Source organism: Mucilaginibacter litoreus (genome assembly GCF_042676805.1).
Classification (GTDB): Bacteria; Bacteroidota; Bacteroidia; order Sphingobacteriales; family Sphingobacteriaceae; genus Mucilaginibacter; species Mucilaginibacter litoreus.
The window spans coordinates 337,934-357,786 of record NZ_JBHTHZ010000003.1 but is presented as its reverse complement, the minus strand read 5'-3'; the positions used below and the strand labels follow the sequence as shown (position 1 = coordinate 357,786).

Below are 19,853 nucleotides of genomic sequence, written 5' to 3'. Positions count from 1 at the left end.
GCTTATATTTTGATGAACAACATTAAGGTGTTATCGGATGGATCTTTATCCTGTAATATGCGTTTACCCACATCTTTAAAACCGGCCTGTTCTATAATAGCTGCCCAGTCGTCTGCCGGTTTAAAATTCTTAAAATCTTTGGCTTCAAACTCCCAGGTTTCATTCAGACCTACGTTGAACACTGTATGCACCAAAGAAACAAAGGTGGCCATCTCGGGCGTTTTAACATTATGATCACGGATAACAAAAGAGCCGCCGGGCCGAAGGATGCGGTTAATTGATTTTACAAATCCATCCAGCTTTGTCACCGGGCAATGGTGTAAACCAATATAGCAGGTCACAACATCCAGGCTGGCATCTGAGATAATTGAACTGTTGATAGGGGCATAACCATTAATATCCACAAAAGTGCCCAGCTTACCTAACTGCCCCCGTTCCATAATATCACTAGGTGAGTTGGTTGGCGCGAGATCGTTAATAAGATATATCGGACCGGTAACCTTTGCTTCTTTTCTTAGCTGACTAATATAACGGCCGGTGGAACCGATCTCGGCATAACCGTTGATCTGATTTACACCGCCCAATAACTCCAGCGTTTGCCTAACAATCTCTTTTTTTTGTTTTTTAAGCGCAGGCAAAGCATACGTCAATTCCGATAAAAATGGCTTAATGCTTTTCAGCTTGCTTTGTACCGATTTGTAAATCTCTTCGTCAGTTTTACCGATAGCCGTTTCTTCTTTTATCAGTTGATGAAATTTATCCTCAGGATACAAATGAAATATCACCTGCAAAAAGCGGTAAAAATCATCACTCCATTTGGTATCGTTAAATACTGCTTTAAATTCGGATATATTAGCCATTGCTTTTTAGTTTTAATGGTTGATAATAGGTATCCCAAAAAATGTTCCTGAATTTATTCTCAGGGTCAAGCTTGGTTTTCAAGTCAAATAACTTTTGCGCGTTGGGATAAGCTTTATGAAACTGCTCGGCGGTTGGATGTACCTGGTAGGGTAAATAATAAGCACCGTTTACAGCAATTACGGCATCGGCCAGTTCACGGGTCCATACAGCAACAGCATGTTTAGATGCCGGGTCTGTGCGTTGCTTATAATAAACTACAAAAGCAAATACCTCTTCACGCGCCCAGGCCAGGTAAGTACCCGGATCGGCTTTGGCATGGCGGATAGACACATTCAATACGTTTACATTAAACCGGATAAATATTTCGGCCATGGCCTGTTCAAATTTCTCAAAACGATCAACCGGCACAAAGTATTCCAACAATACATAAGTGCTGTTAAGGCGTGATTTAGGCTCCAATTCGGCAACATCGTAACCGGCTTCGTAGTTGCGCCAGTGAATCTTTTTGCTCCTAAACAATAAAGGGTCAATGATAAACTCCCGGTAGGGTTTACCCCAAGGCCTTTCTGTAAACGCCCATAGGAAATACCGTTCCAGCGGATAAGATTCTTTTAACGGCATCAACCGGGTTTTAACAGTTGGTTTTTCGGTGGTTTCTATCCAACTGACAGCTCGTAAACGCTTGTATTTAGGTGGGTAGATATCGCTATTATGGAAAACTACCTGTGGATTATCGCGTATGGTTTTGAAGAAGTAGTCCTTGTATTCTTCCACCTTCATTTTTTTATCGATTCGTTTAATAGCCAGGTTATCGGCCAGTTCTAACTCGGCCTGAACAATAATGCCAATGCCATTATAACCGCCAATGGCGCCAAAGAATATTTCCGGGTTTTCTGTTTTGGTAGCATGTATCAACAAGCCATCGGCCAGTACTACATCTATCGAGCGAACGGATAACACCACCGGCCCCATGCCCATGTACCGTCCGTGTGCATTAACACTCAACGCGCCGCCTACCGTGAAGTTGGCATAGGTTTGCATGATTTTGATGCTCAGATTATACTCATCAATATACTGCTGAATATCGCACCAGCGGATCCCTGTTTGCACTTTGATGAGTTTCTCTATTATAGAAAACTCCAGCACCTTATTCATTCCCCGCATATCAATATGCAAACTATGCGGGCTTGCTGTTTGCCCGCCCATGCTGAAACGCCCACCGCCTACGGAGATAGCTCCAGTAGCGTTTTTTACAATTTCGCAGATCTCCTCAACTGAAGTTGGACGCACAATCTTGCTAACCAGTACCGGGTTCAATCGGGTTACATCATCAATAATGCGCTCATCTGTTTTAAGGTGTGGGATCTCTTTACCTTCATCATTTTTCAAATAATCGGGCGCCGAACCGGGTACCGAGCCGTATTGATTTGTCGTATAATTCCCTTTCTTGAAACCTAATCGCCACAATAACCATAACGGCCCAAGCACAGGTATTAAAACAGTAAACAGCCAATAGCCTGAATAACCCTGATCATGAAGGCGCTTAATGGAAGTAGCTATGATAATCCAGAATAGTAAAGGATATAGGATAAACGTAGCACCTTTGCCTGTAAGGGATAACAAGTTGTATAACACGTAAAAAGTGCACCAGTAAAAGAGGGAAGCCAGCCAAAAAGCTCCTTTTGATAAGCGGCCGTTAAAAGTAAACAGCAGATAGGTTACAGGTAGCTTTTGTTTAAGGCGCATAGATATTACAAGGACTTTTATGAAACTAAGATATACTTATTCAGGCAAACTATCCGAAGATTGTGTTTCCGGCGCCTTATAACTCTCCAGCGTTTCATACAATTGTTTTTTGATTTGTTTAACCAATATTCTTGGGCCAAGCACACGAAGCTTGGATCCAAAACCCAATAGCTCGCGTTCCAATTCAAAATTCATTATTACGCGTATGCTAAAAATTTTACCAGATACATCTTCGCTCAACAGTTTTTGCGTATGGTGCAATGGTTTAGTAATTACATAAGGCGCATTTTTAGCATCAATCCAAAACACTACTTCCACATCGCGCTGACCGGGTGATTTGGTTACTCCTATTACATCGTTATAATAAGTTGAAAAATCGATAGTGGTATTCTCAATATAATCCTCATCATGCGCGGTGATGGTTTGTATCCTGTCCAGCGCCAGGTTAAGCAACGGTTTATAACGCTGGTGCGATATTCCCAGCACAAACCAACGATTGCGATATTCCTTCAGCAAATATCCGCTAAAGCAAAATGTACTGGCCTCGCGTGCTTTGAACGATTGATAGGTTACGCACATGGTTTTCTTAGCTACGATATACTTACGGATCACCTCTATCCACTCCAAGCCTTTCAGGTTATCGTTCTTCTCAAAATCAATTACCGGCGCGCTTTGTGTTTTTTGCGAATAGATCTTGTCTTCCAATTTGCTCACCATTTCATTTAGATCAATAAAATGGTTAAAGCCCTTAAACTGCTTTAATAAACCAGATACTTCGCTCAAAACCTGCATATCCTGTTGATTTAAAGGACTATTGGTAATGCTATAATTCTTATCGCTGTACGTGTAATACTTTTTATCAACCACTACGATTGGAGCTTCGTAACCCAGCTTATTGCTACGCATCATTTCTAAATCGGCCTGTACGGTACGGCGGCTCACGCCGGTATCAATGCCCTGGTATTCGTAAATAGCATCGCTGCAGGCGTCTATTAAATCATCCAGCGTCCATTTTTTGAAGCGGTTTTGTAGGCATTGGTCAATAGTGCGGTAGCGGATTAGTGCATTGCGGTTAACAGGCATCGGTGTGAAAATATTTATGATGAATTTATAAATTATTTTTCACTGCGCAAATACGCTGCGCACTTGATATTTCTCTTTGTACTGTCGAAAGGCTAAACCTGTTCACAAAATGCCCCTCTCCTAATCCGGGGAGAGGGGTTTTGGCCCGGAGACTTTTAAATTGTTAAATGATACCTTTAGTGTAATATTATGGAAAAGGAAAAAATAGGCAACAACGAGTTAAAGGCATTAGGCATTAACGATGTGGAAGTATTGGTAAACTTTAGCCGCGTGGCGAATGGTTTGCTAAAGCACAACGTAATGGCTAAGGCCGAGATATTGGCCAATTTAGAAGCCTTAATTGATGACCCGATGCCTTACGCGTTAAAGAAAGGCGGCAAGTTTAAAAACCTGGCCGAAGACGTAATTGCCCTACGTAAAGAGGGGAAGTTTGTGAAGCAGGAACGCAGCAACTTTAAGCTGAAAGAAGAAATAGCAGACTTCCCGGTATGGGGTTTGGAAAACATTGAGGTAGGTGCTTTAGCACAAATGCGTACAGCCGTGCAATTGCCCATTGCCATTGCCGGCGCGTTAATGCCCGACGCGCACCAGGGTTATGGACTGCCTATTGGCGGGGTGCTGGCTACCACGGCCAATACTATAATCCCTTTCGCTGTGGGTGTGGATATTGCCTGCCGTATGTGTTTAAGCATTTTTGATCTGCCTGCCGAAGCTATTGATAATGAAACCGATAAATTGAAAAATATATTGGTGGATAACACCTACTTTGGGATGGGATGCACCACCAAATCATACTTTGATAGTTCTTTGTTTGATAGCAAAAGCTGGGGTGAAACCAAATTGATCCGCTCGTTAAAAGATAAAGCGTATGCGCAGTTAGGCACCAGCGGTACAGGTAACCACTTTGTGGAATGGGGCGAGTTGGACATTGCCGAAGGCACTTTGGCTGATATACCTACTGGTAAATATTTGGCTTTGCTTTCTCACTCAGGCTCGCGTGGATTTGGGGGTAGCGTGGCCGACTATTACAGCCGCATAGCTATGACCAAAACTAAACTCCCTGCTGAGGCTAAGCATTTGGCCTGGTTAGATTTGGATAAGGACGAAGGGCAGGAATACTGGATTGCCATGAACCTTGCCGGCGAATATGCCAGCGCCAATCATCACGAGATCCACAACAAAATTGCCCGCGCTTTGGGTGTTAAGCCTATCAGCATGATAGAGAACCACCACAACTTTGCCTGGAAAGAGCAACTGGCCGACGGTACCGAAGTAATGGTGCACCGTAAAGGTGCTACCCCGGCCGGCGAGGGCGTGCTGGGTATTATTCCCGGCAGCATGAGTACGCCCGGCTTTTTAGTCCGAGGTAAAGGCGACGCGGCCAGTATCAACTCTGCCAGTCACGGTGCTGGCAGGGCCATGAGCCGTAGCGCAGCCTTTAAAACGTTGGATAAGGCTGTAATTGCCGCCAACCTGTTGGACAAGCGTATTACTCTGATGGGTAGCGATATGGACGAAGCGCCAATGGCGTATAAGGATATCCATACGGTTATGGCCGCGCAAAATGACCTGGTAGAAGTGTTAGCCAAGTTTGAGCCAAGGATTGTTAGGATGGCGGATGCGAGGGAGAAGCCGGAGGATTAGATTAATAACTAAGGCATAACATTTACAGATTGATAGAATATGAAAATAATATTATTATGGTATATTTAACTTAAGAACTAACCTCAAACTTATGTCAACTAACTTACCTTATATTCCCACGCCAGGAGTATTACCAAAAATCTTAAATAAAATTTGTGAGGCTACGGTCCCTGAATCATTTAATGCAGATTTTTTAGGAACAAAATTGGGGTTTCCAGGAGGCAACCAAAGAGCTTTTATTTCTTGGGCTAAAAAGTGCACTTTTTTAAATAGTGATGGAACCCCAACACAATTATATAAAGATTTCAGAAATCCGAATTATAGAGGTACGGCTATGGCTGAAGCTTTGAAAAAAGGTTACTCAGAAATATATGTTCGAAATGAGTATGCTCAGGATTTATCAAGAGCCGAGTTGACGAAAGTTGTATCGGAAATAACAGGATCACCACATGATAATAGCACAGTAAAAGTAATAGTTGGGACATATATTTTTGCAAAAGAATTTGCAGATTTTGAAACCAAGAAAGAAAATGTTGCCGTAAAAGAAGAGCAAATTAAGCAGGAAAGGACCTTACCGGATGATTCTACAAAAACAATTAAAAAACTAAATCTTGGGTTGAGCTATACTATAAACTTGGTATTACCTAAGACTGATGACCCGGCCATTTACAGCGCCATTTTTAAATCACTTAAAGAAAACCTATTAGATGACTGACGAAAGCATAATTCCAAAGATTAAATTATTTTGCTTGGCCAATTCATTGGTTGAAAACAAACTCAATTCCATTGAAGAAGAATTGGGTGTTGATTTAGGCCGCGACGATAAAATTGAAACAAAAAAGAAAGATTTTTATTTGCAATTCGAAACGGAGTTTAGAAACGAGGCAAAAATAATGTCGGAACACTACGAGGTTTTCTATTGCCTTGAAAAATCAATCAGAAGGCAAGTTATGCTTCTAATGAAAGAAAAATATGGAGAAAATTGGTGGTCAGAAAGAATAGATGAAGAGTTAAAAAAGAATGTCGAAAAAAACATTCAAAGGGAAGAAGATTCGGGTTTCACAATTCGATCAGAGGAAAAAATTGATTATACAACCTTTGGCGAACTTACACAAGTTGTAACTAAAAATTGGGACGCCTTTGAAAACCTTTTCAAAAGAGGACAGAGATCTTTTCAAAAAATAATGACTAATTTAAATCAATTGAGAGGCCCAATAGCACATTGCTGCCCTCTCGCTGAGGATGAAATCGTAAGACTTGAATTAACAGTAAAAGATTGGTTCAGATTAATGGAATAATTATTATGGAATATATAATATGCTATCAAAAGAATTTTTAAAAAAAGTAAATTCTACGATATCGACTAACGGGCAAGAACTTATAAGCGAATTTTTTATCACCTTTTCAAGGTTCGAATGCGCTTTAAAAACCAGTATAGAATTTGCAAACGGTAATGAATCTAGGGTAGATCCTAACTGGGATAAATTTATTAATTCGATATCAAAAGATTTTAAATTCGATAGAGACCAAGATTTAAAATCATCAGTTGAGTACCTTTTACAAGAACCTCCAAGAATTCAAAGTTTGAACAATAATCGTTTAACTTGGAGAACCCGGGTATTCGAACCCAACACACCCGATGTATGCAAATTGTGTTTACATGTAAGAGACGTAAGAAACAATTTATTTCACGGCGGGAAATTTAATGGGAACTATGAGCGCGACGTTTCTCGAAATTATCTTTTGTTACAGTCATCATTAATCGTTTTAAATGATTGGCTAACTTATAACCCAATAGTCAAAGAGATTTTCATTTCTAACTTTATATAACAAATACACTAATCTCATTCCTCTGCTAGCACACGCGTGCCACGTGTGGTTTCAAAATCCCCTTAACGCATACATCCTTCGCTTGAGATCAACAGGATAGATATATCGAACGAATCACAAACCGGGCGACTTGCATTAATGCAGTTCGCCATCCTTCATGGTTTATGCTTATCAATTAACGCGTATACGGCATCCATAGGTACGCATATTGAATATCCAGAATTAGTATACTCCTTATTAACTATATGCTCCCTAGGATTGACCCATTCTACAATGTAAGGTATGTATCGGGAAACAATACCAATTACTCTATAATAATCATCTTCACCGTGTTCAATCACAGGTCCGCCACTGTTTCCAAAATATGCAGGACAATCTACGGTAAATGTATTTTCCTTCGGGTAAGTAGCAGCCGTTATTCCTTTCCGAAGTAACGGTTTCGAATAATCGAAAAACCTCTCCTCCTTTAGTCTTAACGACATAGGATACCCTAATAAAAAAATATCGTTTCCAACTCTAATTTCATCTAATTTTCTAGTAGCCTCACTATCCACTGATGTGACAAACTTATTACCGGTAGAGGTGATATTCACGTACTTCTCCAATTGCAAGAATGCCACTCTTTTGTGTACCGCCTTGTCGTTCTTTAATGGAACCTTGGCTTTAGATTCCAATTGATTAGTTCCGATAAGTAATATCGCAACATCGTTGGAAGCCGAATAGTGCACTTTGGCCTTGTCTAATTCGATTTCCATTATTAAGGGATCTAAATCAAAAGCTCTTGCACTTTGACATGTGACTGTTAAAAAATCACTTCTTAATTTAAAATCATCATTGTATAAAACGTGTCGTGCAGTAACAAGGTAATTAGAGTTTTGATATTTTAATCGAAAACCGGAACCGAATGATTCACCATGATTCAAGCTAAGTAAAACTGCATATCCTAAATTGTCTTGTGGAATATTATTTAATTTTCTCATTTTCTTTGTCAACTATAAAATTTCGCCAATCCCGGCGTGAATTATGAGGCGTTGGCAAAAGTACGGCGTAGCCGTACCTAAGGTATTATAAAAGTATCATCTCTGTAAATATCTCAAAAAAATCAAATAATTTCATCTGCGCAAATACACTGCGTACTACCCTTATTTCTTTGTATCGACATTAAGAAATAAAGGAGGTTCGCAATGAAATTCAACCTGTTAAGCAAACTGAAAAACCAGACCGTTAACCACGCGGGTGCTAAGGCGTTTACGCTATCGCCCGGAATGGAGTTGTACACCGCCGTGGTTACCTGGAGCTTAAACGACTCCTTTTATGAGAAAGACGAAAAGCGTATGGATCGCCTGCGCACATTGATAGCCGCGTGCAACCCTGTATTTGTGGGTAAACTGGCTGTCTATTCCCGCACTAAAATGTATATGCGTTCGGTACCGCTGGTGCTGGTTACCGAATTGGCTAAGCTGCACTCGGGCGATAATTTGGTCGCCCGAATTACCGACGGCGTAATTGGCCGTGCTGACGAGATCACTGAACTGTTGGCTTGCTACGAATTGCTGAACGAGCGTAAAGGCGCTAAAAAGCTGAACCGCCTGAGCAAGCAATTGCAAAAAGGTTTAAGCACAGCGTTTAACCGTTTCGACGAGTACCAGTTTGGTAAATACAACCGCGACGGCGCTATCAAACTGCGCGATGCCTTGTTTTTGGTTCACCCTAAAGCGAAGGACGATGCACAGCAAATACTGTTCAACAAAATAGTGAACGGCGACCTGCAAACGCCTTACACCTGGGAAACCGAGCTGTCGGCATTAGGTCAGCTAAATTTTGACAGCGAAGAGGCAAAGGCCATAGCGTTCCGCGCTAAATGGGAGGAACTGATAGACAGCGGCAAACTGAGCTACATGGCCCTGCTGCGTAACCTGCGCAACATACAGGAAGCCGGCGTAAGCTACGCGCACTTTGAGAAAGTGTGCGCCCGTTTGGCTGATGCCGATGAGGTGGCCAAGGCAAAGCAGTTTCCATTCCGTTATTTGGCCGCTTACCGCGAGCTGATCAATCCGGTGGTAACCCAAGTGCCTGCGCAAAGCCTGGTTAAAAAGCTGACCGCTTTAATGCAAGGCCAAAACAAAGGTTACACCGGCGATTTGCTGGATGCTTTGGAAAAAGCCGTGCAGGCAAGTGCAGCCAATATCAAAGGTTTTGGTTATGAAACCCGTGTGCTGTTAGCGTGCGATGTTTCGGGGTCGATGCAGACACCGGTATCTGCCAAAAGCAAGATACTTTTGTACGATGTGGGCTTAATGCTGGCCATGCTGTTGCAAAGCTGTTGTAAAAACGTGGAGGTAGGTATGTTTGGCGATAAATGGAAAACAATTATAGTGCCTCGTAACAACATCTTAGGTAATGTACAGGCGTTTTATCGCCGCGAGGGCGAGGTGGGTTATGCCACTAACGGCTACCTGGTTATCAAAGATATCTTACAGCGTAAGGTACAAATGGACAAGGTATTTCTATTTACCGATGCCCAGTTATGGAACAGCAATAACACTGCCGACCATATCCAAACACTGTGGTTACGCTACAAGGCAGAGGTATCGCCAAACGCAAAACTCTACCTGTTCGACCTGAAAGGTTACGGACAAGCGCCATTGCAAATATTGCGCAATGATGTTTACCTGGTAGCCGGCTGGAGCGACAAAGTTTTTAAAGTGTTAGCTGCTTTGGAAAACGGAGGCTCGGCCCTGGATGCTATTAATAACATACAACTATAAAACCAAGTGTGGGGAAGCTAACGCCTCATACTTTTAAAAGAAATTAAAAAAATAAGGATGCCGTAGAAACGGGATACTTCGCGCCATTGAGGGGGTGGGCAGTGTGGTTAAACATGCTGAGGGTTCGAGTCCCTAAAGCGTTCCCCCGGCCCGCGTTCGCCTGTTGCTCCTTATAAAATATAAAGAAGGTGCCGTAAATAAGTCTTACTTCGACCGGGACCTATTGGCGGGCATAGCTACGCGCAGGTAATGAATGGATTATTGCTATTAGCCCTTCTTTTTAAAGAAATTAAAAAGAAAAAAGGTGTCGTAGATGAGTGTTACTTCGCATTTAACGTCCAGGTCGCCAGTTCAAGTCCGGCCATTGGTTTATGCCAATGTAGCTCAGTTTGGTTAGAGCAGGAGCACCGCAAGGTGTATTTCATTTGTTGCTTTTTACCCTTTTTTAAGAACTAAAATATTAAGGTGCCGTAAATTGGTGATACTTCGATTAGAATATCCCGATGATATATCTGGAAGGATGTTGGTTCAAATCCAGCCAGTGATTAGTTTCACAAGTAGTTCAGTAAAAACACACCTGTTGCTTTTTTCCTTTTTTAACATAATGAAAGATGTCGTAGGCGGGTGATACTTCGCTGGTGAAACCGCGTAAGCGGTGGGGTTCGACTCCCTGAAGCCACCTGCCGCTTGTTGCTCTTTCATTTATATTTTGTAATCTTATATTATTAAATCATGACTGAGACTATCCTTCAAAAGCTGATCGAACTAGAGTTGGCTGAAAATATAAAAGTACTGTACGCGTGCGAATCAGGTAGCAGGGCTTGGGGTTTTGCCTCGCCCGATAGCGATTTTGATGTTCGCTTTATATATTCCAGGCCAATAAACGATTATCTGGGCATAACAGAACTGCCCGATAATGTAGGATTGCCTGTCAACGAGGTGTTGGATATAGGTGGTTGGGATATCAAAAAAGCACTAAAACTATTCCTTAAATCGAATAGCACACTTTATGAGTGGCTGCAATCGCCAATAGTGTACCAAGGAGATTCGCTCTTTGCTAATGATCTGCGTAAGCTAATGCCGGAATACTTTTCGTTACGTGCAGGCGCCAACCATTATCTATCAATGGCGCACAATACGCTTCGCGATGATCTGCAAACCGAACAAGTAAAACTGAAGCGTTACTTTTATGCACTTCGCCCGGCATTGGCTTGCTTGTGGATAGTTGAGAAACAATCGGTACCACCCATGGAGTTTCAACATTTAAGGGTTATGATATCAGACAATAAAATTCAAAGCGCTATAGATGAACTGCTGGAAAGGAAAAAAATAGCTGATGAAAAAGCGTTGATAGCACCTGTCCCTCTCCTTAACCAATGGCTAAGTAACACGCTTGACTGGTGCAAAGAGCGCATACCTGAACTTCCATCGGAAAAGAAATACCCGAATGAGTTGAATAATATCTTTAGAAAATATATCCAGCCATGACCTACAAGCAGCTCAAACAACAAAAAGAACTGATCCTGCTGGATTGTATTAGCGGCAGCACCGCTTATAACCTGAACGTAGCCGGCTCCGATGTGGATAAGAAAGGGATATTCATTATGCCTCAACAGCAGCTATATGGTTTTGAACGGCAAGATCAGATAGCTAATAAAAGCAACGATGAGGTTTACTTTGAGATAGGCCGTTTTCTGGAATTATTGACAAAAAACAATCCTAACATACTGGAGCTATTAACCACACCAAAAGAGCATGTGTTATTTCGCCACCCGTTAATGGATTTGATCAAACCGGAAGATTTCCTATCCAAACTTTGCCTGGATACATTCGCCGGATATGCGCAGACACAGATCAAGAAAGCCAGGGGCCTAAATAAAAAGATCAATAAGCCATTGGATGCTGAGCGTAAGTCGGTATTGGATTTCTGTTTTGTGATCTACAACAATGGTAGCGTTCCGTTAAAAGAATGGTTAAAGGATCATAGTTTCAATCAGGATGAATGTGGCTTGGTTAATCTCGAGCATTTTAGGAATGTATATTTACTATACCATCAAAGGCAATTGACCGATGGTTGGTTTAAAGGACTTATATCTGGTCCTGACGCTGATGATGTGCAGTTAAGTTCTGTCCCGAAAGGTTTAGAAAATATAGCGGTAATGAACTTTAATAAGGATAGTTATTCTATCTATTGCCGGGAACACAAGGAATACCTGGAATGGGAAGAAAAACGAAACGAGCATCGTTATCAAAGCACGTTATCACATGGCAAAAGTTATGATGCTAAGAATATGATGCACACCTTCAGGCTACTAAGCATGGCCGAAGAAGTTGCGCTATATCAACAAGTTATAGTAAAACGTGAGGACCGTGATTTTTTGTTAAAAATCCGTAACGGGATGTTTGAATTTGATGATTTGATGCAGATGGTTGAAGAAAAGATGGAACAAATAAAAGTGGCGTATGAAAAGTCTACTTTGCCTGATAGGCCTGACATTCATATAACTGAAAGCTTGTTGGTTCAGATACGGGAAAAATTTTATGTCAGAAAGTATTAGTTATTATATTAAGTTCTCATTACAAATTAATATGTAATTAAAATCTCCTATGTATTATACAGAGCCACGTAGTATATCCAACCTATTAACTGGAGCATTGGGAGACAAGAAATCAGGGATGGTTCGAGAGGTTCTTCTGGGGCGTTTGAGAAACTCAACAGGCCATTCGGTTAATCGTTCTCGTTTTACATGGATATATGCGCCTGGTTCACGCTCATCTATATATTCTTTTTGAAGAATTAGCGCCAAAGGATCTTCTGTTCCGGGATTATTTTGCGAATAGATACAAGCCTCTTCGTAGGTATCAAACACGTAATAATAGTCGTTCCCATCGTCAGTATTAGGTGCGCCATCATGCGGATGACACCATACTCTATATTCTAAAACTTCATCCCATACATAGCCACCACCTGAGTTTACTACAGCAGGATAGGAACCGACTAAATCAACATCTTTAACAAAAGGATAATTCATCAAACAAAGATAGTAATGCAATTTATTAAGTTTTTATATTGCATTACTATCTTTATACATTACTATATCCGTATCACATGACTTTTAATTTAGGTAGTCTATTTCCTAAAAAACCGATAAATGAACCCTGTTTGGAATTAGATGATTCACGCTGGGCAGAATTGGAAGGTGGCTATAGAGGTTCACCGTACGATGCTTCAGTAGCATTAAGTCGATTGAAAAACGCAAATACATTTGTAGAGGTTACTGCTATATATCAGATATTGTGGGATGAGCTGCACCATCAAGGTGATGTAGGATTAGCTTCATATTATGCAGTTCCTCATATGGTATCTGCTGCAAAATCAACTCAGATAATTGATTATAACGTATTGGGACTGGTATCGCTAATAGAGATACAACGCCATAAAAATAATCCTGTAATACCTCCGCTACTGTATCCAGCTTATTCTATGGCCTTAAACGAACTAGGCTCACTTGCGATAAGCATATAGTAAATAATGATTGGAATTTAAGTATAGCCTCAGCGGCATTAACTGCTATAGCGATAGCAAAGAAGCAAATAAAGCTTGCCAACGCTATTCAAAACATGGACAGCAAAGATGTAATAGAAGAATTCTTAGAAACTTATTGAACTATATGAATAATAACGATGCCTCAAAACAATTAGAGCAGGCTAGCGAATTTGAACAAGCTGGTAATAAAGAGCAAGCTATCAATTTATATAATGTCATCATAAAGGAAAATCCAGACTGGTCAGTGCCTTATTATAACCTGGGATTGCTATATAAATATCAGTGTGACTGGAAGCAGTCGTTTCATTACAACAAAAAAGCAACTGAACTCAATTCTCATAATGAGGCGGCCTGGTGGAATTTAGGAATTGCTGCAACAGCTATAAACAATTGGGTAGTTGCCCGAGAAGCTTGGAATCATTTCGGACTCAATCTTGAAATCTCTGACTCGGAACCAAACCTGAACTTGGCTAAGGCACCGGTCAGGCTAAATCCAGATGATGATGGTGAAGTGGTTTGGTGTACAAGGATTGATCCGGCGAGGGCAATAATAGATAATATTCCATTGTCATCTTGCGGCTATCGTTACAGAGATTTAATTTTAAATGATGGAGCACCTGTTGGACATCGTATAAGTGAGGGAATCGAATATCCTGTTTTTAATGAGCTTCAATTACTAAGCCGATCATCATTTCGTACTTACTCAACAACTGTTTATACTAATGACCAGCAGCACATAAACAAGCTGATCTCGTTATGTGAAGATGTCAATATTAAAGTCGAAGATTGGTCTACCATAAGAATACTCTGTAAACAATGCAGTGAGAGTTTGCCGCATAAAGAACATGATAATTATCTACAGGAAATCAATTCAAACAGTCGATATATATATTGGCTTTGCTAGCATAAATAAAAGTGAAATTGAAGCAGCACTTGAAACCTGGAGTACTATAAAACATTGGGTAGTTATACAAAATTAGTATTAGAACTTGAGTAATCTAGAATCATATCCAAATCTGAAACCTAATGAGGTAACGCTATCCAGAGCGGAATTTAATACCGGTATAGTACTGGATGAAAACGAAGTAAGGGCGGTGTCTAAAAGGCAGAAAGTTTTTACAGTTTGCAAAAATGAAGTTGAAAGAATAAGATTAGCTGTATCTATCGTAACTGCGAAACCTGAAATAGAATGTTGGATAAGCAATGCTGAAAAGACCTCACTACATTATATAAACCGAGATAGCGTAAAAGATTATAAACGAAAGTTATAGACTAACTCAGATGAAGATACTGAAACATACGGGAGTAGTGCCTTTAGCTAGTTTAGTCTGGGCATTCTTGATTTTTAACGGTTGCACTCATCGTTCAAAACAAATCAAATTTAACAGGGAGCAATGGGATGATGGAGATATAGAAATTTACCCTTATCGTGATGCTATGCTTAATGATCTTTTGACCAGTTATCATTTAAAAGGAATGAATTATAGGCAAATGACTAAATTATTGGGAGAGCCGAGCCGTTGGGAGGATGTCAATATTGATAGTCCGTATTACACAATCAATACAGATTACGGCCATGATATTGATCCTGTTTATACTAAAACATTGACTATCTATTTAAATAAGAATTCAATAATTACAAATTACAAGGTGAAGGAATGGCGGAAGAAAGATTAAATCAGCTTTAGAAATATTACAAATGGATTGGCGCTACAATACGATATGGTTTGAGCAAATCGAATCGAACAACTATTTCAACCACGATTTCAAGAACGAGAAAACGATTGATAAGGGTTTTACAAAGGTAGAATATGCAATATTATGGCATTTAAAAAGCGGAGTTGATGCTTTTCAAAATCTGCCGTCATCTGATAAACTGCTTTATCTTGAACTTAACTGTGCCAATGCCAAAGACCTGAAAGGAGTAACTAGATTTAAAAATCTTAAACGGCTTGAACTTCATTACTGTACGAAATTGGAAGAAGATACAGGGATAGCCCAATTAAGTGATAGCCTTCAATATCTTCATATTAATCAATCGAAGAAATTTAAGTTCACCGATGAATTACTGAGCCTTACCAACTTAAGAGTATTGTGTTTAAACACATGTAGCCCAATTGACAGCCTATCTTTTCTAAGCAATTTTCCTAATCTGATAGATTTTAGATTTATAGATACTAATATCCTCGATGGCGATTTAAATCCGTTAATTGAGCATCCAACAATTAGAACTGTGGGATTTTTAAACAAACGACATTACAATATAAAGGACAGTCAACTCAAGAATGAACTGCTTCTTAAATCGAACACTGAATATAGATATTTTGCTAACAAAGGAGAATATCGAACAACACGTTATGATTATTAAATAATTATCAACAAGACTTCTCATCCATGAATCTATTTAAACGATTATTCAAGCAAAGCAGTTCACAACCCGAGGATCAATATATTGTTACGGTAACAGAAGAAACTATAAGCGTTTATCATCCAAAATGGTCAAATGAATCGGTTAATTGGAAGGAAGTACATACTATATTATTAGTTAACACTAATGAGGGGCCTTGGTTGCCTGACGTCTGGTTAACGCTAATTGACAACAATGGAAAATGCATGATTCCACAGGGAGCAAAAGGATTTCAGCAGGTTTATGATATTGTCTCTAAATATGATGGATTTAATTTTGAAAATGCAATTAAGTCCATGAGTTGTACTGATAACTCTCAGTTTCTGCTGTGGACAAATAAGGAGCAACTCAAATGAAGAAGATATGTAATTGGCTTTGGATTGCTTTTGGCTTCGGCATCATTTTGTGTGCTATTTATAAGATTGCACTAAACTCTTTCACAGATCATTTTCTTGGAGATCATCCGGTTCAAACTAAAGCCATGATTATCAATGAAAAGAATTACATGGGCAATCAACCTGTTAAGCCAGAATTCTCTTATTCTTATTTATTCGAAGTCAATGGTGTAAAATACAAAGGCAACGCTCATAATAATTCGTTGAATATCGGGGACACCGTTTATGTCATTTATAACCGTGAACACCCTGCTATCAATAAACCTTTAAATCCGACACAATAATGCACCCACATAACCCCAAGCGAAAGAAAATCAGAGGATGGAAGCGTCGTATCCGGCAAGTGGAACGTTGGGGTGAACGTATTGAACAACCTTATCTTAGTCATTTACTATCAGACAGAGGTCGCCATACCTATGAGCGGTGTTATCTGTCTCCCTTTTATAGATTAGATAAACGTCAACCCCCATTGTGGTTTTATAAAATCATTATTGCGCAGTTTATTAAAGCCTTTCAATCATGGGAAGCGGTGTTTAAAGAGATAGGTCAGCCTCATGATCTGCAATTATGGCTTTATGACCCTGCTTATATTAGCTCCGAAATTATCTGCTATAAGATGCAGCAAGCTGGAGATGTAAAGCGCTTTAGCTGGGAATCTGATTTTACAAAACCATTTCCCTATGAAAAGTTTAGTTCGCCTGGATATGACCTCACGCAATTCGATTGGATTCTTTCAGATGATGCTTATGTTCATTTTGAAGACGATTTGGATTATGCAGAATTCACTGAAGCTGACTTGTTTGCTGATGGATATATAAGGAAAGTGCAAGATGATGGGAATGTTTACTTCACCAAACGGATAGGTGATATTTGGATAGGCAGACGAAAAGGAATATTAGATAACAATGTAAATGTTATTAAACAAGGATATTATCCCCCGCCACGATGATTAAAAGTCTATCTCGCTTTAGTCTGTTTGTTCTGTTATTAACCGGATGTGGTTATAAATCAGACCACAATGATACCAAACTTATTGACTTTGGGTATTTCACCATTAATGTTCCTAAAGAATGGGAGCAAATTAAGCTTAGAGGCGAGGACTCTTATGTAGGGGAGATCAAAATTGACTCTGATAAAGTAGTTTACTTCGATTTAGGCTGGTACTCCAATTCTCTAAATGAGGACGATGATCAGGAAGATTATATGATTGAAAAAGGAAATATCTATTTAAGAGATACTCCCAAGGTTGTTAAAGGCAAGCAAGTTTATAACTATAAATACCTTGATACCGCTACAGAGACAAACCTTCAAAAAGTAAGGCAAAATAAAGTCGACCGGATAAATATCGATGGGTATAAAACTAAATTAGTCTTATCTAAACAGACAAGCAACGGAGTAACCGGGGTATACATCGACAGTTTATGGAAAGCTGGTGATAGTAAAGATAGGTTTATGATGAGTGCGTATCGATTAACAGAAGTGCAACGCGCTGAATTGCTAGAGGCGTTTAAATCGCTAAAGTTTTATCAAGCTCCTAAACGTAAATGAGTCTCAAATTATAACAATATTCGTATTGGTGGTTTGTGTGACCATTCTTTCAATAGCTCAGATCAATTTCAGATTCGTTCGGGAATTTTTTCCTCTGCCCAGACTCATCACATTACCGCATAAACAACCGAAGCTCAAAACAGGAAAACTGTCAAGGGCCGCGGAGATTAGCCGCGGTTTATTATACCCTTGACTATTTTCCTATGTCGCTAACTTTGTGATTGCGGTGTTGTGTTTTTTTTTAAGGTGCGGCTGGAAGACAGGCGTGTATGAGGAACGAGTACTTGCCTTTGTGCGGCAGCGAGGCTGGCTGCGAAATGAAACCCAGCGCGTAACGCGTGGTGCCATCCAGCAACCTGCCACAACTGCATGGCCTGTCCATTATAATTACATTACTTATTTGCCTTCAACTTTTCCAGCTTTTGCTTAGCCTCCTTTTGATCCTTTTCCGCCTGCGCTGCTACCGCTTCAGCAGCAATGATCGCCTGCTGTTTGGCGATTGCTTTTTAGCCTTGTCAATAAAGCCCTTGGGGTCTTCCGTTAACTTCGTTTCAATTGTCTTCGCTACCTCAGGATACAGGGGCCCTAACCAGCCAGAAATTATAAGCTTCACGATTTAAGCGGTCATTTTGATGAAAGAAATATAATGCTGTGCCGACTGATCCGGCTGTTATTATAAAACAAGCTAAAAGGCCAATAATCAAATTTTTTGACCAGGCACCTAAATGATGACTGTTTTTCACGCGAATAACTTTCGGTACTGTTGCTACAACATCTTTTAATTCATCCAACTGCTGTTGTATTTTTTGATCGTCATACCGCTTATTAGCCGTTTCAATTCGTACCGCAATTGTTTCCAATGTGCTCCGGTATTCTTCCTTAAAGCTTTTTAGGAACCCGGCCATACTGGTTTCGATCACACTGATCCTGCGGCAAAACTCTGGATCAGTTCTTCCATAATATTTACCTTCTCTTCTAATTCTTGGTTTTGCATAACAACTCATTTTAAGGTTAATCCTAATTTTTAATTTATTTACCTGCTTATACCCTGTGATTGGGAATGCTCCGTTTCGTGCTTCTTCCGTTTTCTGCGGGCGATATCTGCGTCACTCATTGGATCAGGTGGCCCGGCGACAAATTGTGGTTTCAGCAATACTTCCAATATCCCTTTACCTACACTGGGATTATGGATGTATTCCGCCTGAACGCTCTGTCGGATTGATTCACGCAGTTGGTTAGCAACAAAAGGTTGATTTGCTTCCCTTGCCGCATGATACTGCTGTACCTGCTGGTTGCGGTTTAAAGTCGCATCTATGCGGGCAAAGCTTAAACTCCGGTCAATCGCGGAACCTTTCATTTTGATATTGTCTTTTGCAAAGGATATGCCCTGTACTTCATTGGTACCGCTGCGGAATTTATAAGCAATGGTAATTCCCTGTCTGGCAAGCTGGGCTTCAAGCTGTTTCCAAGTCGTTGCTGTTTTCATGCCTGCTTTAATAGCATCATACAATTCATACCGGGTCTTTTCTTTGCCTTTTAGTACCTGGCGGTTCACTAGATCTTTTCCTTCACCTATATGATAGCCGTACTTCCGGGTGATCTCCTTACAGGCTTTGACATTTTTAGCGAAGTTATTTTTATCGCTAATCGTTTTGCCGTTATTATCTACCCGGTTGTAGACCAAGTGAAGATGTGGATGAGCGCGGTCGCTGTGGCGAAAGATTACATACTGTGTATCTCGGACACCTACTTTTTCCATATACTCTTTCGCCCGCTCCACCATGATGTCATCACTTAATTTGCGCAAGTCTTCTTTGCTCCAGTTGAGTACCAGGTGTCCAACTGCTTTCCCCAACTCAGGCCACATTTTCCGTTGCAGGTTAAAGTCCTGAATGATAGCAGCTGCGTTCTGCATTCGTACGCCCTCGACAGATAATATTTTAGATTCCGGCTTATTCACCACATAGCGAATACAGCCGCCAAAGCTTCTCCCGGTGATCGGCTTACCCATCATGGCTGCTAAG

The 19,853-nt window shown here is 40.4% G+C and carries 21 protein-coding genes; 14 read left to right on the top strand and 7 right to left on the bottom strand.

The genetic code is table 11. The annotated features are described in order from the left end of the window. Positions 1-2: 2 nt before the first annotated feature. From ACFQZX_RS07575 to ACFQZX_RS07565, 3 genes are read right to left on the bottom strand one after another with little or no spacing between them, the layout of a single operon-like run. Positions 3-860, bottom strand: coding sequence for a class I SAM-dependent methyltransferase (locus tag ACFQZX_RS07575; RefSeq protein ID WP_377113300.1), 858 nt, complete (start codon positions 858-860; stop codon positions 3-5). Beyond that, positions 853-2,607, bottom strand: coding sequence for an FAD-binding protein (locus ACFQZX_RS07570; protein ID WP_377113298.1), 1,755 nt, complete (start codon positions 2,605-2,607; stop codon positions 853-855). The genes ACFQZX_RS07575 and ACFQZX_RS07570 overlap by 8 nt, the downstream gene beginning before the upstream one ends. Positions 2,608-2,643: 36 nt before the next feature. Further along, entirely contained in the window at positions 2,644-3,690 is a 1,047-nt protein-coding gene (locus ACFQZX_RS07565) for a helix-turn-helix transcriptional regulator (RefSeq protein ID WP_377113296.1), read from the bottom strand. Between the two features lie 189 nt (positions 3,691-3,879). Here ACFQZX_RS07565 and ACFQZX_RS07560 point away from each other — a divergent pair, with 189 nt between their 5' ends. From ACFQZX_RS07560 to ACFQZX_RS07550, 3 genes are all read left to right on the top strand, one after another. After that, positions 3,880-5,334 carry an RtcB family protein gene (locus tag ACFQZX_RS07560; protein ID WP_377113294.1) on the top strand — a complete coding sequence of 485 codons (1,455 nt, stop codon included), beginning with the start codon at positions 3,880-3,882 and terminating at the stop codon, positions 5,332-5,334. Between the two features lie 91 nt (positions 5,335-5,425). Further along, positions 5,426-6,049 carry a DUF5343 domain-containing protein gene (locus ACFQZX_RS07555; protein WP_377113292.1) on the top strand — a complete coding sequence of 208 codons (624 nt, stop codon included), beginning with the start codon at positions 5,426-5,428 and terminating at the stop codon, positions 6,047-6,049. After that, a complete protein-coding gene (locus ACFQZX_RS07550) occupies positions 6,042-6,632 on the top strand; it encodes a Swt1 family HEPN domain-containing protein (RefSeq protein WP_377113289.1) in 591 nt (196 codons plus the stop codon). Before ACFQZX_RS07555 ends, ACFQZX_RS07550 begins: the two co-directional genes overlap by 8 nt. A 687-nt stretch (positions 6,633-7,319) precedes the next feature. Here the strand turns inward: ACFQZX_RS07550 and ACFQZX_RS07545 are convergent. Then, entirely contained in the window at positions 7,320-8,144 is an 825-nt protein-coding gene (locus tag ACFQZX_RS07545; RefSeq protein WP_377113286.1) for a S1 family peptidase, read from the bottom strand. Between the two features lie 204 nt (positions 8,145-8,348). Between ACFQZX_RS07545 and ACFQZX_RS07540 the strand changes: the two genes are divergently transcribed. The 3 genes from ACFQZX_RS07540 to ACFQZX_RS07530 all read left to right on the top strand — a co-directional run bounded on the left by ACFQZX_RS07540 (position 8,349) and on the right by ACFQZX_RS07530 (position 12,490). Further along, positions 8,349-9,932, top strand: a complete 1,584-nt coding sequence (locus ACFQZX_RS07540; RefSeq protein WP_377113283.1) for a TROVE domain-containing protein — start codon at positions 8,349-8,351, stop codon at positions 9,930-9,932. A gap of 732 nt (positions 9,933-10,664) precedes the next feature. Continuing rightward, complete coding sequence (locus ACFQZX_RS07535) at positions 10,665-11,420, top strand: nucleotidyltransferase domain-containing protein (protein WP_377113281.1); 756 nt, start codon at positions 10,665-10,667, stop codon at positions 11,418-11,420. Beyond that, positions 11,417-12,490 carry a DNA polymerase beta superfamily protein gene (locus ACFQZX_RS07530; RefSeq protein ID WP_377113279.1) on the top strand — a complete coding sequence of 358 codons (1,074 nt, stop codon included), beginning with the start codon at positions 11,417-11,419 and terminating at the stop codon, positions 12,488-12,490. The genes ACFQZX_RS07535 and ACFQZX_RS07530 overlap by 4 nt, the downstream gene beginning before the upstream one ends. Positions 12,491-12,544: 54 nt before the next feature. Here the strand turns inward: ACFQZX_RS07530 and ACFQZX_RS07525 are convergent, their stop codons facing one another. Continuing rightward, positions 12,545-12,964 carry a hypothetical protein gene (locus tag ACFQZX_RS07525; RefSeq protein WP_377113276.1) on the bottom strand — a complete coding sequence of 140 codons (420 nt, stop codon included), beginning with the start codon at positions 12,962-12,964 and terminating at the stop codon, positions 12,545-12,547. A gap of 77 nt (positions 12,965-13,041) precedes the next feature. Here ACFQZX_RS07525 and ACFQZX_RS07520 point away from each other — a divergent pair, with 77 nt between their 5' ends. The 8 genes from ACFQZX_RS07520 to ACFQZX_RS07485 all read left to right on the top strand — a co-directional run bounded on the left by ACFQZX_RS07520 (position 13,042) and on the right by ACFQZX_RS07485 (position 17,829). Then, positions 13,042-13,458, top strand: coding sequence for a hypothetical protein (locus tag ACFQZX_RS07520; RefSeq protein WP_377113274.1), 417 nt, complete (start codon positions 13,042-13,044; stop codon positions 13,456-13,458). Between the two features lie 145 nt (positions 13,459-13,603). Next, complete coding sequence (locus tag ACFQZX_RS07515) at positions 13,604-14,383, top strand: tetratricopeptide repeat protein (RefSeq protein WP_377113272.1); 780 nt, start codon at positions 13,604-13,606, stop codon at positions 14,381-14,383. Between the two features lie 377 nt (positions 14,384-14,760). After that, complete coding sequence (gene bamE, locus ACFQZX_RS07510; protein WP_377113270.1) at positions 14,761-15,156, top strand: outer membrane protein assembly factor BamE domain-containing protein; 396 nt, start codon at positions 14,761-14,763, stop codon at positions 15,154-15,156. Between the two features lie 22 nt (positions 15,157-15,178). Then, a complete protein-coding gene (locus ACFQZX_RS07505) occupies positions 15,179-15,847 on the top strand; it encodes a hypothetical protein (protein ID WP_377113268.1) in 669 nt (222 codons plus the stop codon). Positions 15,848-15,873: 26 nt separating this feature from the next. Beyond that, positions 15,874-16,242: a hypothetical protein gene (locus tag ACFQZX_RS07500; RefSeq protein WP_377113266.1), complete on the top strand. Its 369-nt coding sequence runs from the start codon at positions 15,874-15,876 to the stop codon at positions 16,240-16,242. Beyond that, positions 16,239-16,565, top strand: a complete 327-nt coding sequence (locus ACFQZX_RS07495) for a hypothetical protein (protein ID WP_377113264.1) — start codon at positions 16,239-16,241, stop codon at positions 16,563-16,565. The genes ACFQZX_RS07500 and ACFQZX_RS07495 overlap by 4 nt, the downstream gene beginning before the upstream one ends. Then, a complete protein-coding gene (locus ACFQZX_RS07490) occupies positions 16,565-17,230 on the top strand; it encodes a hypothetical protein (protein WP_377113262.1) in 666 nt (221 codons plus the stop codon). The genes ACFQZX_RS07495 and ACFQZX_RS07490 overlap by 1 nt, the downstream gene beginning before the upstream one ends. Next, a complete protein-coding gene (locus ACFQZX_RS07485) occupies positions 17,227-17,829 on the top strand; it encodes a hypothetical protein (RefSeq protein ID WP_377113259.1) in 603 nt (200 codons plus the stop codon). Before ACFQZX_RS07490 ends, ACFQZX_RS07485 begins: the two co-directional genes overlap by 4 nt. A 569-nt stretch (positions 17,830-18,398) precedes the next feature. Here the strand turns inward: ACFQZX_RS07485 and ACFQZX_RS07480 are convergent. Both ACFQZX_RS07480 and ACFQZX_RS07475 read right to left on the bottom strand, forming a co-directional pair. After that, a complete protein-coding gene (locus tag ACFQZX_RS07480; protein WP_377113257.1) occupies positions 18,399-18,833 on the bottom strand; it encodes a hypothetical protein in 435 nt (144 codons plus the stop codon). Positions 18,834-18,862: 29 nt separating this feature from the next. Further along, a complete protein-coding gene (locus ACFQZX_RS07475; RefSeq protein ID WP_377113255.1) occupies positions 18,863-19,843 on the bottom strand; it encodes a relaxase/mobilization nuclease domain-containing protein in 981 nt (326 codons plus the stop codon). Between the last annotated feature and the right edge of the window lie 10 nt (positions 19,844-19,853).

Coding starts and splice junctions, on each gene's coding strand:
- ACFQZX_RS07565 (WP_377113296.1), bottom strand. CDS start 3,690: ATGCCTGTTAACCGCAATGCACTAATCCGCTACCGCACTATTGACCAA.
- bamE (WP_377113270.1), top strand. CDS start 14,761: ATGAAGATACTGAAACATACGGGAGTAGTGCCTTTAGCTAGTTTAGTC.
- ACFQZX_RS07485 (WP_377113259.1), top strand. CDS start 17,227: ATGATTAAAAGTCTATCTCGCTTTAGTCTGTTTGTTCTGTTATTAACC.
- ACFQZX_RS07575 (WP_377113300.1), bottom strand. CDS start 860: ATGGCTAATATATCCGAATTTAAAGCAGTATTTAACGATACCAAATGG.
- ACFQZX_RS07550 (WP_377113289.1), top strand. CDS start 6,042: ATGACTGACGAAAGCATAATTCCAAAGATTAAATTATTTTGCTTGGCC.
- ACFQZX_RS07515 (WP_377113272.1), top strand. CDS start 13,604: ATGAATAATAACGATGCCTCAAAACAATTAGAGCAGGCTAGCGAATTT.
- ACFQZX_RS07505 (WP_377113268.1), top strand. CDS start 15,179: ATGGATTGGCGCTACAATACGATATGGTTTGAGCAAATCGAATCGAAC.
- ACFQZX_RS07475 (WP_377113255.1), bottom strand. CDS start 19,843: ATGATGGGTAAGCCGATCACCGGGAGAAGCTTTGGCGGCTGTATTCGC.
- ACFQZX_RS07480 (WP_377113257.1), bottom strand. CDS start 18,833: ATGAGTTGTTATGCAAAACCAAGAATTAGAAGAGAAGGTAAATATTAT.
- ACFQZX_RS07545 (WP_377113286.1), bottom strand. CDS start 8,144: ATGAGAAAATTAAATAATATTCCACAAGACAATTTAGGATATGCAGTT.
- ACFQZX_RS07520 (WP_377113274.1), top strand. CDS start 13,042: ATGACTTTTAATTTAGGTAGTCTATTTCCTAAAAAACCGATAAATGAA.
- ACFQZX_RS07555 (WP_377113292.1), top strand. CDS start 5,426: ATGTCAACTAACTTACCTTATATTCCCACGCCAGGAGTATTACCAAAA.
- ACFQZX_RS07530 (WP_377113279.1), top strand. CDS start 11,417: ATGACCTACAAGCAGCTCAAACAACAAAAAGAACTGATCCTGCTGGAT.
- ACFQZX_RS07500 (WP_377113266.1), top strand. CDS start 15,874: ATGAATCTATTTAAACGATTATTCAAGCAAAGCAGTTCACAACCCGAG.
- ACFQZX_RS07535 (WP_377113281.1), top strand. CDS start 10,665: ATGACTGAGACTATCCTTCAAAAGCTGATCGAACTAGAGTTGGCTGAA.
- ACFQZX_RS07495 (WP_377113264.1), top strand. CDS start 16,239: ATGAAGAAGATATGTAATTGGCTTTGGATTGCTTTTGGCTTCGGCATC.
- ACFQZX_RS07490 (WP_377113262.1), top strand. CDS start 16,565: ATGCACCCACATAACCCCAAGCGAAAGAAAATCAGAGGATGGAAGCGT.
- ACFQZX_RS07525 (WP_377113276.1), bottom strand. CDS start 12,964: ATGAATTATCCTTTTGTTAAAGATGTTGATTTAGTCGGTTCCTATCCT.
- ACFQZX_RS07560 (WP_377113294.1), top strand. CDS start 3,880: ATGGAAAAGGAAAAAATAGGCAACAACGAGTTAAAGGCATTAGGCATT.
- ACFQZX_RS07540 (WP_377113283.1), top strand. CDS start 8,349: ATGAAATTCAACCTGTTAAGCAAACTGAAAAACCAGACCGTTAACCAC.
- ACFQZX_RS07570 (WP_377113298.1), bottom strand. CDS start 2,607: ATGCGCCTTAAACAAAAGCTACCTGTAACCTATCTGCTGTTTACTTTT.